The sequence below is a fragment of the Kribbella sp. NPDC002412 genome (genome assembly GCF_053592935.1).
Genome location: NZ_JBSFBL010000067.1, coordinates 1 through 14020, shown reverse-complemented (window position 1 = coordinate 14020; position 14020 = coordinate 1). Strand labels below are relative to the sequence as shown.

Sequence of the window (14020 nt, the reverse complement as noted above, 5' to 3'; positions counted from 1 at the left end):
AAGACTGCGTGGCGTGGAGTACGACGCGCTGATTCTGGCCGGGGGTGGGTCGACCCGGTTCGGTGGGGTGGACAAGGCCATGCTGGTGCTCGACGGCGTGACGCTGCTCGACCGGGTGCTGACGGCAACGGCGGACGCAGCCGCGACCGTCGTGGTCGGCCCGGAGCGTACGACGTGCCGCCCGGTCGCCTGGACCGTCGAGGACCCACCCTCCGGCGGACCGCTGGCGGGCATCGCTGCCGGCCTCGCCCACGGCACCGCTCCGGTGGTCGTCGTCCTCAGCTGCGACCTCCCTTGGCTGACGAACGACGACATCGCCACCCTGCTCAACGGCCTCGGCGACCACGACGGTCACGGCCTGCAGGACCTGGACGGCCACGAACAACACCTGGCCACGGCCTACCGCCGTACCAAACTCGCCGAAGCCATCCAGCTGGCCGGCGACCCCAGGGACCGCTCGGTACGGCGTACGCTCGCCAGCCTCGACCTCACGTGGTCCGAGCCGACCCGCGCCGGCCGCGACGTCGACACCTGGTCGGACCTCGATGGCTGACGCCATCGCAAAGGCCTTCCCGAACAGCGAGATCATCCCGCGCACCGGCGGCCAACTGAACACGGTCTACGAAGTACGGCGACCCGGCACAGAACCCGTGATCGCCAAGACCTACACCTCCGAACTGGCCTGGAAACAAGCCAAGGAGATGCACGTCTACGGCCTGCTCGCCGACCTCGGCGACCAAGTCCCGCACGTGCTCCAGGTCGACGACGGCTTCACCGTGTTCTCCAGGCTGCACGGGGTACCGCTGTCCGAGACGACTCCGCCCGACTGGCGAGCGATGTACGAACAACTCGGTCAACTCCTGGCCGCGATCCACCGCATCGAACAACCGGCGTACGGCTACCTCACCGACCGGATCATCGACCCGTTACCCGACAACACGCAGTACATGCGCCGCCAATTCACCAGCAAACTCGAAGAGTTCACCGGCGATCGCAATCTCCACGACAAGATCCGGCAGTACGTCGAGGCGCACGACGACATGGCCAACACGTCACCGGCCCTGTGTCACAACGACTTCCACGAGGGCAATGTGCTGGTGGATCCGGAGACCTGGCGCATCACGGGCTTCGTCGACGTCGAGAACGCGATCGCCGCCGACCCGCTGATGGACCTCGCCAAAACCATGTCCTACTCCATCCGCGGCAACACCGAGAAGCTCGACGGCCTGCTCGAAGGGTACGGCGAGCTGCCGCCGGACTGGCGTGATCGCACCACGCTCTACCGGCTCTACCATTCGCTCGAGCTATGGGACTGGTTCGCTTCGATAGGCACAACCGTTCACCTGGACGGCATCGCGCGAGACATGGCCGAGATCGTCGAGAGCTAGCGGGTACCGTGTGCAGCATGCGAGCTGTCGTGTGTGAGGGTGCCGGCGGGATCGACGTTCTGACGATCGGTGAGATCGAGGACCCGAAGCCGGCCGTCGACGAGGTCGTCATCGACGTGGTCGCCGCGGGTGTGAACCGGGCCGACCTGCTCCAGCGGCAGGGCCACTACCCACCGCCGCCAGGTGCTCCCGGAACCATCGGGCTCGAGGTGTCCGGCACCATCTCCGCGGTCGGCGCGGAGGTCGACGGGTGGTCGGTCGGCGACGAGTGCTGCGCGCTGCTCGCGGGTGGCGGGTACGCCGAGAAGGTCGCCGTACCGGCGCCGCAGGTGATGCCGGTGCCGGACGGACTGGACCTGGTCAGCGCGGCCGCGCTGCCCGAGGTGGTCGCGACGGTGTGGTCGAACGTGTTCATGACCGCGCACCTGAAGGAAGGCGAGACGCTGCTCGTCCACGGGGGCGCGTCCGGGATCGGGACGATGGCGATCCAGCTCGCGGTCGCGCACGGAGCGCGGGTGCTGTGCACGGTCGGCAGCACGGACAAGATGGAGTTCTGCACCCGGCTCGGCGCCGAGGTCGCGATCAACTACAAGGAAGCCGAGTGGGCCTCGGTGGTGAAGGAGGCGACCGGCCAGGCCGGTGCCGACGTGATCCTCGACATCATCGGCGCGAAGTACCTGTCCGACAACGTGAAGTCGCTCGCGTACGACGGCCGGCTCGTCGTGATCGGGTTGCAGGGCGGCGTGAAGGGCGAGCTCGACCTCGGCCGGCTGATGTCCCGTCGCGGCTCGATCACCGGCGCCGGGCTGCGGGCCCGCTCGGTCGAGGACAAGGGCCGGATCCTCGCCGAGGTGGTGGGCCACGTCTGGCCGCTGGTCGCGGAGAAGAAGGTGCGGCCGGTCGTCCACACCACCTTCCCCCTCGACCAGGTCGCCCAGGCCCACCAGACCCTCGAGCAGTCCAGCCAGATCGGCAAGGTCCTGCTAACCGTCTGACGCCGGCAGGTTGGCGGCCACCCAGTCCGGGTCCGGCGCGACCAGCTGGATGACGTCGATCCAGGTGCCCTCGGGGTCACGGACGAAGAAGTGCCGCTGTCCGAAGACCTCGGTGACCACCTCGGTCTCGAGTTTCACGCCCGCCGCGGTCAGCGACCGGGCGACCTCGTCGGCGTCCTCCACGACGAAGCCGAAGACGTTCGTGCTCTCGGTCAGCTTGCTGACCGCGGCCGGCACGGTCTCGTGCCCGCGCTGACAGATCGCGAGCTCCCAGTCCGCCTCGCCGCGACGCAGCGTCACGAACCAGCCGAGGTCGATCGCGACCTGCAGGTCGAGGTGTTGCTGGTAGAAGGCGGCGACCTCCGCCGGTCGGTCCGTGACCACCGTGGCGCCGAATGCTGCGGGTTGCATACGTTCTCCTGACTACTACACCTGTCGTTGTTGTGTACGACAGTTGTAGTGGAACTCTGCTAGCCTTGTCAACATGCCGAGGAACCCCGAACGCCGTACCCAACTCGCCGACGCCGGCCTCGCCGTCCTCGCGGACGCCGGCGCCCGCGGCCTGACCCACCGCGCCGTCGACGCCGCAGCCGGACTCCCCGCCGGTACGGCGTCCAACTACTTCCGCACCCGCGACGCGCTGCTCGGCGCGCTCGGCGAGCGGATCTTCGAGCGACTCGCCCCCGACGAGGCCGTGCTCGAGCCGCTGGCCAAGCGCGAGCCGGGGATCGACCTGATGGTCGACTACGTCCGCTACATCGTCGAGCGGCTCCTCGGCCGGCCCGAGCTTTCGCTGGCCCTGCTGGAGCTTCGGCTCGAGGCCGCCCGCCGGCCAGGTCTGCACGAGATCCTGTCCCGCACCCTCCGGCAGGGCTTCGACGCCGATGTCGCCTTCAACTCCAACGCCGGCCTGCCGGGCGGCGCCGAGGAGATCCGCCTGCTGCACTTCGCCATCGACGGCCTCGTCCTGGACCAACTCACTCCCGGCACCGGCCGCCCGTACGACGTCGACGCGGCGACCGACCGCCTGGTCCGGCGCCTGGTCGAGCACCACCGTTGACCGCAGCATACTCGGTATGCATACTCAGTATCCATGTCGATCAAGCATGGATTGCTGGCCCTGCTGCGTCAGGAGCCGAAGTACGGCTACCAGCTGCGCGGTGAGTTCGAGGCCGCGACCGGCGCCACCTGGCCGCTGAACATCGGGCAGGTCTACACCACGCTCACCCGCCTGGAGCGGGACGGACTCGTCCGGGCCGCGTCCTCGGAGGGTGACGGCCGGTCGATGTACGAGATCACCGAGGCCGGCCAAGCCGAGCTGGCCGGCTGGTTCGACACCCCGGTCACCCGGGAGTCCCGGCCGCGCGACGAGCTGGCGATCAAGCTCGCGCTGGCCCTCGCCGTACCGGGTGTCGACGTGAGCGCCGTCGTCCAGCGGCAGCGGATGGCGACCATGCAGTCGCTGCAGGAGCTGACCAAGCTGAAGCGCGGCAGCCGGGAGAGCGAGATCTCCTGGCAGCTCGTCCTGGAGTCGATGATCTTCGCGGCCGAGGCCGAGATCCGCTGGCTCGACCACTGCGAAGCCATGCTGTTACGCCACCGTGGCAAGGCATCCACGGGTCCGAAGCCGACCACCGTCCCCGCGCCGGAGCAGGAGGCCAAGCGATGATCCTCGACATCCGCAACCTGACCAGGACCCACGGGCACGGCGAACAGGCGGTGCACGCGCTGCGGAACGTCGACCTGTCCGTCGAAGCCGGCGAGCTCGTCGCCGTCATGGGCCCGTCGGGCTCGGGCAAGTCCACCCTGCTCACCTGTGCCGGCGGACTCGACCGTCCGACCGCTGGAGAAGTACTTGTCGACGGCAACAGTCTCACCACGCTGAGTCCCAACGCCGTGGCCGCTCTGCGCCGGCGCCGGATCGGCTATGTCTTCCAGGACTTCAACCTGATCCCCGCCCTGACCGCAGCCGAGAACGTCGCGTTGCCGCTCGAGCTCGACGGCGCCCGGACCCGGGTCGCCCGCAAGTACGCCGAACAAGCGCTGACGGAGGTGGCCATCGGTGAGCTCGCCAACCGATTCCCGGAGGACATGTCCGGTGGACAGCGGCAACGAGTCGCGATCGCCCGGGCAATCGTCGGCGAGCGCCGCCTCCTCCTCGCCGACGAGCCCACCGGGGCCCTGGACTCCGACACCGGCGAAGCGGTTCTCCAGTTGCTGCGGGACCGGTGCGACCAGCACGGTATCGCCGGTGTACTCGTCACCCACGACGCCAGGCACGCCGCCTGGGCCGATCGGGTCGTCTACCTGCGCGATGGTGTGCTGGTAGGCCAGTCCGGTCCGCTGCCCGAGGCCGACGCCCTGCTGCAGGAGAGCCGCTGATGGGTGGCTGGGGGCCGCCGCTTCGGATCGCCCGGCGCGCCACCAGGAGATCACTCGGCCGGACCTTCCTGGTCGCCGCGCTGATCGGCCTGCCGGTGCTCGCCGCGACCTGGATGGGCGTGGTGCTGAAGACCAGCTCTCCGTCCGGGGAGGCGCTGGCCAGGTTGAGCATCGGCCAGGCGGACGCGAGCGTCGTCGTCTCGCAGTACGGCAGGTTCGCGCCGATGGACATGCCACACGTGCTGGGGTCGTCGGAGCCGGCACCCGCCGAGGGCGCCGAGCAGCCTGTCCGGGTACCGGCGACCTTCGACCCGCGGCCGTTGCTGCCGGTCGGCAGCGTGCTGGCGAGGATGCTGGTCGAGGTCGGCACCGTCGACATCCAGGGACCGTCGACGACCAGCGCCGTCAGCGTGGTGACAGGCGATGCGAGCAGCCCGCTCGCGAAGGACCTGACCCGGCTCGACGAAGGTCGGTTCCCGACGTCGCCGTCGGAGGTCGCGATCTCGCCGTCGCTGGCCAAGTACCTCGGCATCGACAAGCTCGGCGCAGCGACGGTGCGCAGCGCGGAAGGAGCGTCGTACCAGGTGGTCGGGATCGTTCGGCCGACGAACCAGCCGAACGCGCGGACCGTGCTGGCGACGCCCGGCACGCCACTGGTCACGGTCGACCCGACGACCTCCGTCCAGTACCTGGTCGACCTGCCGAACGAGATCGACGCGACCACGCTGGCCGCGCCGTTGCGCAACCACGGTCTCTTCTTGTTGCCGCGGGCAAACATCGTGAACCCGCCGCCGGAGCTGTACGGCGGCGGATCGGGCGACGTCGGCCCGTACGCCGCGATGGCGCTGGCGATCGGCCTCGGTGTGCTGGAGATCGTGCTGCTCGCCGGGACCGCGTTCGCGGTCGGCGCCCGGCGGCAGACCCGCGAGCTCGGCCTGGTGATGGCGACCGGTGGTACGGCGCGCGACGTACGGCGGATCGTCCTGCTGCAAGGCCTGTTCGCCGGTGTGGTCGGCGTGACCGCGGGCCTGCTGCTGGCGGCCGTCGTACTGGTCGCCGGAAAGCCTTGGTGGGAACGGATGAACTCGACGCTGTTCCTGTCCTGGCAGATCCCGTGGGTCAGCGTGATCGTGATCGCGCTGCTCGGTGTGCTCGCCGGGCTCGCCGCCGCCGTCGTCCCGGCGGTGAGCGCCGGCCGGCAGGCGCCGCTGGCCGCGTTGTCCGGACGGTTCGCGGCGACCATCGGCAGGGCGAGGATCCGCAAGCCTGCCGTCGTGATGGTGATCGCAGGCGTCGCATCGGTGCTGATCGGCAGCACGATGCTCGCGTCGGCCCTCGCCGAGGCGAGGCGGACGCTGCCGACGGACGCCGACTACCAGGCGACCGTGACGCCGACCGGGCCGATCGCCCTTGTTTTGCTGGGGATCACCGCAGTCATCGCCGGGCTGGTCTGGATGCTGCCCAACCTGGTCGGCAAACTCTCGGCCCTCGCCGGGCGGCTGCCGCTGAGCGGCCGGCTGGCGCTGCGCGACGCAGCCCGGCACCGGCACCGCACCGGCCCGGCCACGGCGGCGATCATGATGGCCGTCGCCAGTACGGCGGCGGTCGCCTTCGCAGCATCGAACGGGATCGCCGCGGATGCGAAGGACTACACGCCTGAAGGACGGCCGGGCAACGCGACGGTCCAGTTCGACACCGGCGGACCCGGCTCGGTGCCGTACTCGAGCGCGACCGAGCAGCGGATCGCGTCGCTGCTGCCGGCCGAGCAGACCTTCCGCGTCGGCACCGTCACCGCCCCGGGGGTCAAGCCGATCGGCGAGTACGTGCCGACGATCATCGCCCGCGCGCCGGAGACGACCGTCGGCGAGGCCGGATTCAGCTTGCTCGTCGTCGATCCGGCGTACGTCGCGAAGTTCGCCGGCCTCGAGCGCGCGGCCGGGGAACTGCGCGCCGGGCGGATCCTGCTGCCCAGAGCGGACCTGACCACCAAGGACACCGTCGAGCTGATCAGCGACACCCCGACCAGCAGCAAGCGGGTCGCCCGCCACCCGGCCGTCTACGCCGGCGGCGTGCCCACGGTCCGGCTGCTGCGGGCCAACGCGCTCATCAGCCCGGACGCGGCCGCCAAGCTCGGCACCATCAACACGATCAGCGTCGAGTACGAGCTGAGCCGTACGCCGACCGACGACGAACTGGCCGCAGCACATCGGCTGCTCGGGCGCGACGACCTGCTGACCATCGAGCAGGGATACCAGAGTCCCGCCCGCCTGTTCCTGATCGGGATCCTGACCGCGGCGACCGTGGTCACGCTGCTCGGTGTGGCGATCTCGGTGTCACTGTCTGCCGCCGAAGGCCGAGCCGACCTCGCGACGCTCGCCGCGATCGGTGCGCAACCGCGCCGGCGGCGGAATCTGGCGGCCGCGCAGGCGTGGGTGCTGGGACAGTTCGGTTGCGTGCTGGGCGTGGGCGTCGGCGCGCTCTACGGCTACACAGCGCACGCGGCCTTCGGATCACCGCATTTCGTGGTGCCGTGGCTGGAGATCGGCGGCATCGTGGTCGCCGTACCGCTGTTCGCCGGGTCGCTCGCCTGGTTGATGACGCGGTCGCGGCTTCCGATGGTCAGCCGAATCGACTGACCCGGGCAACCTCGGGATAGGCGACCGGGTACGGCGGTGTGCTGGTGACTCTCCACTGGCCACAAGCACACCGCTGGTAGACAACCAGGCCGTCGCTGATGGGAGGACGCCACCAGCCAGCGATGGCGGTGGGCTTCGAGTCTGGCTGTCATACGTTCATCGTGATGTAATGCCATTATGCATCTCAACCCTTACGGCGCCGACGCGGTCCTGCTGGCCGTCAACCTGGTCACGCGGCCGGCGAGCACGCCCCAGGAGTTGGCCGAGCGCTGCGAGGAGAGCGGTGTCGAGAGCCGGCTGGTGCGGGAGCGTCGCGTGACCGCTGCGGACCTGGCCGCCGTACGGGTTGCGCTGGACGAGTGGCTCGAAGTGGTCGACGCCAAGGACGAGCAGTCCCGCGTCGACCTGATCAACGCGATGCTGGCCAAGTACACCGAGCATCCGCGGCTCACCAACCACGCCGGCGACGGCTGGCACGTGCACTACCGGCCGGACAAGGTCCCGGTCGGGCGACTGGTCGCGACCCTGATCAGCACCGGTACGGCGTTGCACCTCGCGGGCCGTGGCATCAGCCGGCTCGGCCGGTGCGCGACCGACGGCTGCGGCAACGTCTACGCCGACCTGTCCCGCACCGGCAGGCAGCGCTACTGCAGCCCCGGCTGCGCCAACCGGGACGCCGTACGGCGGCATCGTGCTCGCTCCGCGTAGTCGTTCGGATTGTCCACAGCCCGCCCGCGGCCCCTGGCAGCGGGAGCCTAGGATGGGCAGATGACCGAGAGCAGCAGCGAGGGCCAGGAAGTTCCGATGGCCGGGGCGCGGACCGAAGACGGCAAGGTGCTGATCGTCGGGCCGGACGGCATGGCCGTCGAGGGGCCGCCGCGCTCCGACAGCGACCGCGACGAGCAGGACGAGCCGCGGTCGGTGACCGAGCTCGTCGAGCAGCCGGCCAAGGTGATGCGGGTCGCGAACATGATCCGGCAGCTCCTCGAGGAGGTGAAGTCGGCGCCGCTCGACGAAGCCTCCCGGCAGCGCCTGAAGTCGATCCACGAGGTCTCCATCAAGGAGCTCGAGAGCGGCCTGGCACCGGAGCTGGTCGACGAGCTGGAACGGCTCAGCCTCGACTTCACCGACGACACCGTGCCGACCGAGGCCGAGCTGCGGATCGCACAGGCCCAGCTGGTCGGCTGGCTGGAGGGCCTGTTCCACGGCATCCAGACGGCGCTGTTCGCCCAGCAGATGGCGGCGCGCCAGCAGCTGGAGGGCATGCGCCGCGCGCTCCCCGGCGGCCAGCAGGTGCACGGCGAGGAGGCCGCCGGCTTCCCGGGCGCTCCCCGGGCCAGCAACACCGACGGCCCGGGCAGCGGCGGGATGTATCTGTAACGCCTTAATTCAAAGACTGAAACAACCTCTCGAGGACGGCGGCGACGCCGTCCTCGTCGTTTGTCGGGCACACTTCGTCGACCACGGCGAGGACTTCGGCGTGCGCGTTGGCCACGCCGTACGACGTGCCCGCCCAGGCGAGCATCGGCAAGTCGTTGATCGAGTCGCCGAAAGCGATCGAATCGTTAGCCGGAATCCCTTGCGTGGCAGCGAAATCGGCCAGCATGGCCGCCTTCGACACCCCACTCGCGGAGATCTCCACCAGGCTCGTGCCGCCGCTGTGGCTGGCGGTGACTCGCCCGGCCACCAAGGGACTGATGCGCGCGAGCAGCTCGTCGGAGTGCCAGCTCGGGTGCCGGACCAGCAGCTTCGCGGCCGGTTCGGACAGCAGGACGTCGATCGCGGCGACCAACGTGTCGTCGGGTTTCGGCCAGCGGTTCAGGTAGTGCGGCTCCTGCCCGTAGCGGTCGGGGCGCTCGATCGCGAACTCCACTTCGGGAATCTCGGCGCGGATCGCCTGCGCGACCTCGAGCGCGACCGCCGGGTCGATCATCCGGGTCCGGATCGGCTGCCGGCGGACGACGTCGTACAAAATAGCGCCGTTGGCAACAATCGCGACACCGTGCTCGCCGACGAGGTCGGCCAGGTCGTGCAGCCAGCGCGGTGGACGCGCGGTGACCATCACGAAAACACTGCCCGCGTGCTGCGCCGCGAGCACAGCCGAACGAGTGCGGTCGGAGATGGTTCCGTCGCTGCGTACTAAGGTTCCGTCAAGATCGGTGGCGATCAGACGGGGCGGGCGGAGGTCGTCAGGTGCCGTCACCAGGCCACCGTATCCGGCCTGGTGAGGATTGCTCATTACCCCTCACAGCAGGTCCGGCGCAAGCGATCAGAGCGCGGTTTCAGACGTTTCTGACCAATCTGATTGAGCCTTGAACAACGTCACCAGACCGTTACGGCAGGATGCTGCAAAGGCAGCAAGTTCCCCTGCGCAGCAGGGTTTACGCATGATTTCATGCGGTGGTCTGGCGGGGAACCGGGGGCGATTCAACCGCGTCGTAAGCCTGTTCTGGATCAGCGCGACTGATGCAGCCCCACCCTGGAAGCACACACAAACGTCGAAAACTGTTGTGGAGTTGGCTGCAACCAAAGCCACAGTAGCGGCGTCAACAGTTATGGATCGGTGCGTCCCGTGCGGGACGACACGGTGGGTCGGCAACAGTTCGTCGGTCCATCAGCTAGTGGATCCGCGTGGCCGAACGTCGTTCACCGTTCGTTCATTCGGGTCCTAATACTTGGGGAGCCACATGACCGTCAACAGCGCCAATCTAGCGGGATCAGGGGGCAGCAGTTCCCGAGCCGCTGTCGACACATCTTCCACCACGGAAGGGGCAATGACCGGCTGCATCGCCCGGTCGGACATTTTTCAGCACCGGCTGATGGAAGAGCCGCCACCCGCCTCCGCCACCCGGCGGACCCGTGAGCGGTACGAGCAGCTCGTCCGGGAGGCGAAGGCCTTGTGCGCTTCGTGTCCGCTGTTCACCGACTGCCTGTACAGCGCGGTCGCCGAGCACGACGTGAGCGGCTTCGTCGCCGGAACCACTGCTGCACAACGGCGTTCGATGCGCAACCTGCTCGACGTCGAGGTGCAGGCCGACGACTTCGACCAGCTCGCCGGGGCCCGCGGGACCCGCCGGCCGGTCAGCCACGAAGAGGTGCTGCGGCTGCGGACGCAGTACCCGAACGACAGCCTGGAGTCGCTGGCCATGCGGCTCGGCTGCTCGCTCTCGACGGTGAAGCGGCACCTGCGTCGCGCCCGCCGCGGCCAGAGCCCGGCCGTCAAGACCCCGCGTCCGCGGCCGGCCGTCAGCGCCGTCCTGGACGCGTTCGACACGGTCGTCGACCAGCAGCGCCAGCAGCGCCGGACCGGCAGCAGCCGAGTCGCCTGACTCCGATACTCGGCCCGCCAGCGGACTATCGGACCCAGACAGCGAAGGCCCGGAAACCCTGTGAGAGCAGGGGTTCCGGGCCTTTCGGTTGCTTTGGACAACTGTCAAGCTTTTCGACGGCGGCCGAAAGGCTTGGCGCCGGCGCGGTTGTCGGCTGAACTGGAGCGGTGGGTCAGAACCAGCGGTTGAGGACAGCGGCGACGCCGTCGTCCTGGACCGACTTGGTCACCTCGTCGGCGGCGGCCTTCACCTCGTCCGGCGCGGACCCCATCGCGATGCCGAGACCGGCGTACGTCAGCATCTCGATGTCGTTGCGTCCGTCACCGATCGCGACCAGGCCGGCGGGGTCCAGGTCGTACTGCGCGAGCGCGACCTTCAGGCCGGTCGACTTGTCCACGCCCTCCGGGGCGATGTCCAGCCACGCGGTCCAGCCGACGAAGTAGCTGACCCCGTGCAGGCCGAGGCGTTCCGCCAGATGGACGAAGTCCGCCTCCGACTGCTCCGGGTCCCGGATGATCAACCGGGTCACGGGTTCCGGCGCCAGCTCGTCGTCGTCGACGACCCGGATCTGGGCGTCGTACCCGAGGTCGCCGTCCGGGAACGGCGCGGTGACCAGGTAGCTGCCGTCGTACTCCTCGACCGCCATCCGGGCGTTCGGCGCGTGCTGGCGCACCGACGCGATCACCGTGGTCGGGTCGAACGTCCGCTCGTCCACCACCTCGCCGGCCGGGAACCGCATCGTCCGCGCCCCGTTGCTACAGACAACCAATGCGCCGGCGGCCAGGCCGAGCCGCTCGGCGACCGGCCTGGTGGTCTGCCAGCCCCGGCCGGTGGCCAGGATCACCGGCACCTCGGCGGCGGTACGGCGTACCGCGTCGACCACCGCCTCGGAGAGCAGCTCGTCGTGGTCCAGCAGGGTGCCGTCGATGTCCAGGGCAACGGCCGTCGGCCGCGGGGTGTCCGTCATCTGCCGACCGGTTCGAGGACCTCACGACCACCGACGTACGGACGCAGGGCGGTCGGCACCCGGACCGAGCCGTCGGCCAGCTGGTGCGTCTCCAGGATGGCGACGATCCAGCGGGTGGTGGCCAGCGTCCCGTTCAGCGTCGCGACCGGCCGGGTCTTGCCGTCGGCGTCGCGGTGCCGGATGTTCAGCCGGCGGGCCTGGAAGTCGGTGCAGTTCGACGTCGAGGTCAGCTCCCGGTACCGGCCCTGCGTCGGCACCCACGCCTCGCAGTCGAACTTCCGGTACGCCGAGATGCCGAGGTCACCGGTCGCGGTGTCGATCACCCGGTAGGACAGCTCCATCTTGTCGAGCATCTCCTTCTCCCAGTTCAGCAGCCGCAGGTGCTCGGCGGCCGCGTCCTCCAGGCTGCAGTAGGAGAACATCTCGACCTTGTCGAACTGGTGGACGCGGATGATCCCGCGGGTGTCCTTCCCGTGCGAACCGGCCTCCTTGCGGTAGCAGGACGACCAGCCGGCGTACCGGACCGGGCCGTTCGACAGGTCGAGGATCTCGTCCATGTGGTAGCCGGCCAGCGACACCTCCGACGTCCCGACCAGGTACAGGTCCGGGTCGGCGAGCCGGTAGACGTCGTCGTGCGCGGACAGGTAGCCGGTGCCGCCCATCACCTCGGGCTTGACCAGTGTCGGCGTGATCATCGGGGTGAACCCGGCCTCGACCGCCTGCTGGATCGCCAGCTGGAGCATGCCCAGCTGCAGCAGCATGCCGACGCCCTTGAGGAAGTAGAACCGCGAGCCGGAGATCTTCGCGCCGCGCTCCATGTCGATCGCGTCGAGCAGCTCGCCCAGCTCGAGGTGGTCGCGGGGCTCGAAGCCCTCGGCGGCGAAGTCGCGCGGCTTGCCGATCTCCTCGACCACCACGTAGTCGTCCTCGCCGCCCACCGGCGCCTCGTCGGAGACCAGGTTCGGCAGCGCGCGGGCCAGGTCGTCGAACCGGCGCTCGGCGTCGTTCGCGGCGGCCTCGGTGGCCTTCACCTCGGCGGCCAGGGCCTTGGTCCGCTCCAGCAGCGCGGCCCGCTCGTCGCCCTTGGCCTGGGCGACCTGCTTGCCCAGCCCCTTCTGCTCGGCCCGCAGCGCCTCGAACGCGGAGATCGACGATCGACGCTCACTGTCGGCGACCAGGATCTGGTCGACCAGGTCCGTACTCTCGCCGCGCTTGGTCAGGGCCGCACGCACGACATCGGGGTTCTCACGGAGCAGTTTCGCGTCAATCACACGACGAGGGTAATGCCCCGCGTCGGATCGTGGGTGCCCAGCTCCGGTGTCCAGGCAGGTGCATCGCAAGGCGGAGGAGGGGAGCGGTGCGGAGCACCGTGACCCGACGACAACGCCGCGAGGTGCCTGGCTGGGCGCCGGAGATGGGTGCCCAAGATCCGACGCGGGGCAATGAGCGGGGCGTGTCAGGAGGGGCGAAGTCTATTCGGGATGATGTGGTTGACGCACTGTTACTCGAGGGGGAACCGAGCGGGTCATGAACCACCATCCACCCAGTCACCTCGGCCGTGCGCTCACGGTCGTGCTGGGTGCGCTCCCGTTCACCGTGATCACCCTCCTGGTCGCCAACCACTGGGCCCCGCTGGAGCGCTGGGACCAGTCCGTCGCCGTCCGCTCCGCGGAGTACGGCGCGCTCCGCCCGAACATGGTGGATTTCTGGCATGTGATCGGCGACGTGTTCCTGCCCTGGGCCATGCGGGCGGTCATCGTGGTCGTCGCGGCGTACCTCTGGCACCGGCGGGCCCGGCTGCTGACGATCTGGCTGCTCGTCTCGGCCGGCGCCGAGCTGGGCCTGGTGCACGCGGTCAAAAACATCTTCGACCGACCCCGGCCCGCTCAGATGCTGGTGGAGAACGAGGGTTGGTCGTTCGTCTCCGGCCACGCCACCGCCGCGTTCGTGATGGCCGGCGCGCTGGGCGTCGTCCTGCCTTCGGTCCGGGGGTGGCGGCGCCGGTTTCGCCTGCTGGTGATGCTGCCGACGATCGCGGTGGTGTGGATCGCCTCGGTCGACCGGGTCGCGCTCAACGTGCACTACGTGTCGGACGTGCTCGGCGGCTGGGCGCTCGGGCTGGCGATCCTGACCGCGACGTCGATCGGGTTCGGGCTCCGGCCCGGCTTGCGCCGGCGGCGCCGCCGTACCCCGTCCGAGGACGACGGCACGACGATCCCGCCCAAGGCCGCCGTCATCGTGAACCCGATCAAGGTCGGCGACGGGGTGGTCGACCAGGCGATCCACCTGCGGAAGCAGGTCCGGAGACGGCTCCGAGAGGTGC

The 14020-nt window shown here is 69.5% G+C and carries 15 protein-coding genes; 11 read left to right on the top strand and 4 right to left on the bottom strand.

Translation table 11 applies throughout. The features are described 5' to 3' along the window. The first annotated feature begins 13 nt into the window (after positions 1 to 13). From mobA to ACWCOV_RS36005, 3 genes are read left to right on the top strand one after another with little or no spacing between them, the layout of a single operon-like run. On the top strand, positions 14 to 553 hold the full coding sequence (mobA, locus tag ACWCOV_RS36015; RefSeq protein WP_449833844.1) for a molybdenum cofactor guanylyltransferase: 540 nt from the start codon (positions 14 to 16) through the stop codon (positions 551 to 553). After that, positions 546 to 1388 carry a phosphotransferase family protein gene (locus tag ACWCOV_RS36010; protein ID WP_449833843.1) on the top strand — a complete coding sequence of 281 codons (843 nt, stop codon included), beginning with the start codon at positions 546 to 548 and terminating at the stop codon, positions 1386 to 1388. The genes mobA and ACWCOV_RS36010 overlap by 8 nt, the downstream gene beginning before the upstream one ends. A gap of 17 nt (positions 1389 to 1405) precedes the next feature. Continuing rightward, a complete protein-coding gene (locus ACWCOV_RS36005; RefSeq protein ID WP_449833842.1) occupies positions 1406 to 2383 on the top strand; it encodes an NAD(P)H-quinone oxidoreductase in 978 nt (325 codons plus the stop codon). Here ACWCOV_RS36005 and ACWCOV_RS36000 read toward each other — a convergent pair. Then, positions 2372 to 2794 carry a VOC family protein gene (locus tag ACWCOV_RS36000; protein WP_449833841.1) on the bottom strand — a complete coding sequence of 141 codons (423 nt, stop codon included), beginning with the start codon at positions 2792 to 2794 and terminating at the stop codon, positions 2372 to 2374. The genes ACWCOV_RS36005 and ACWCOV_RS36000 overlap by 12 nt on opposite strands. Positions 2795 to 2867: 73 nt before the next feature. Here ACWCOV_RS36000 and ACWCOV_RS35995 point away from each other — a divergent pair, with 73 nt between their 5' ends. The 6 genes from ACWCOV_RS35995 (at position 2868) to ACWCOV_RS35970 (ending at position 8781) form a co-directional block, all read left to right on the top strand. Beyond that, entirely contained in the window at positions 2868 to 3443 is a 576-nt protein-coding gene (locus ACWCOV_RS35995) for a TetR/AcrR family transcriptional regulator (RefSeq protein WP_449833840.1), read from the top strand. A gap of 33 nt (positions 3444 to 3476) precedes the next feature. Further along, positions 3477 to 4052 carry a PadR family transcriptional regulator gene (locus ACWCOV_RS35990; RefSeq protein ID WP_449833839.1) on the top strand — a complete coding sequence of 192 codons (576 nt, stop codon included), beginning with the start codon at positions 3477 to 3479 and terminating at the stop codon, positions 4050 to 4052. Further along, positions 4049 to 4765: an ABC transporter ATP-binding protein gene (locus ACWCOV_RS35985; protein WP_449833838.1), complete on the top strand. Its 717-nt coding sequence runs from the start codon at positions 4049 to 4051 to the stop codon at positions 4763 to 4765. Before ACWCOV_RS35990 ends, ACWCOV_RS35985 begins: the two co-directional genes overlap by 4 nt. Then, positions 4765 to 7401, top strand: a complete 2637-nt coding sequence (locus ACWCOV_RS35980) for an FtsX-like permease family protein (protein WP_449833837.1) — start codon at positions 4765 to 4767, stop codon at positions 7399 to 7401. The genes ACWCOV_RS35985 and ACWCOV_RS35980 overlap by 1 nt, the downstream gene beginning before the upstream one ends. 177 nt (positions 7402 to 7578) lie before the next feature. Then, positions 7579 to 8109 carry a CGNR zinc finger domain-containing protein gene (locus ACWCOV_RS35975; protein ID WP_449833836.1) on the top strand — a complete coding sequence of 177 codons (531 nt, stop codon included), beginning with the start codon at positions 7579 to 7581 and terminating at the stop codon, positions 8107 to 8109. 60 nt (positions 8110 to 8169) lie between these two features. Beyond that, on the top strand, positions 8170 to 8781 hold the full coding sequence (locus tag ACWCOV_RS35970) for a bacterial proteasome activator family protein (RefSeq protein ID WP_449833835.1): 612 nt from the start codon (positions 8170 to 8172) through the stop codon (positions 8779 to 8781). 4 nt (positions 8782 to 8785) lie between these two features. Here ACWCOV_RS35970 and ACWCOV_RS35965 read toward each other — a convergent pair whose 3' ends face one another. After that, on the bottom strand, positions 8786 to 9604 hold the full coding sequence (locus ACWCOV_RS35965) for an HAD family hydrolase (RefSeq protein WP_449833834.1): 819 nt from the start codon (positions 9602 to 9604) through the stop codon (positions 8786 to 8788). A gap of 571 nt (positions 9605 to 10175) precedes the next feature. Between ACWCOV_RS35965 and ACWCOV_RS35960 the strand changes: the two genes are divergently transcribed. After that, a complete protein-coding gene (locus tag ACWCOV_RS35960; protein WP_449833833.1) occupies positions 10176 to 10730 on the top strand; it encodes a WhiB family transcriptional regulator in 555 nt (184 codons plus the stop codon). A 172-nt stretch (positions 10731 to 10902) separates the two neighbouring features. On the opposite strand, the gene ACWCOV_RS35955 is transcribed toward ACWCOV_RS35960, so the two are convergent. Then, on the bottom strand, positions 10903 to 11697 hold the full coding sequence (locus ACWCOV_RS35955; RefSeq protein ID WP_449833832.1) for an HAD family hydrolase: 795 nt from the start codon (positions 11695 to 11697) through the stop codon (positions 10903 to 10905). Next, positions 11694 to 12968, bottom strand: a complete 1275-nt coding sequence (serS, locus tag ACWCOV_RS35950; RefSeq protein WP_449833831.1) for a serine--tRNA ligase — start codon at positions 12966 to 12968, stop codon at positions 11694 to 11696. Before serS ends, ACWCOV_RS35955 begins: the two co-directional genes overlap by 4 nt. 256 nt (positions 12969 to 13224) lie before the next feature. Between serS and ACWCOV_RS35945 the strand changes: the two genes are divergently transcribed. Further along, on the top strand, positions 13225 to 14020 hold a 796-nt coding region (locus tag ACWCOV_RS35945), incomplete at its 3' end, for a phosphatase PAP2 family protein (RefSeq protein WP_449833830.1).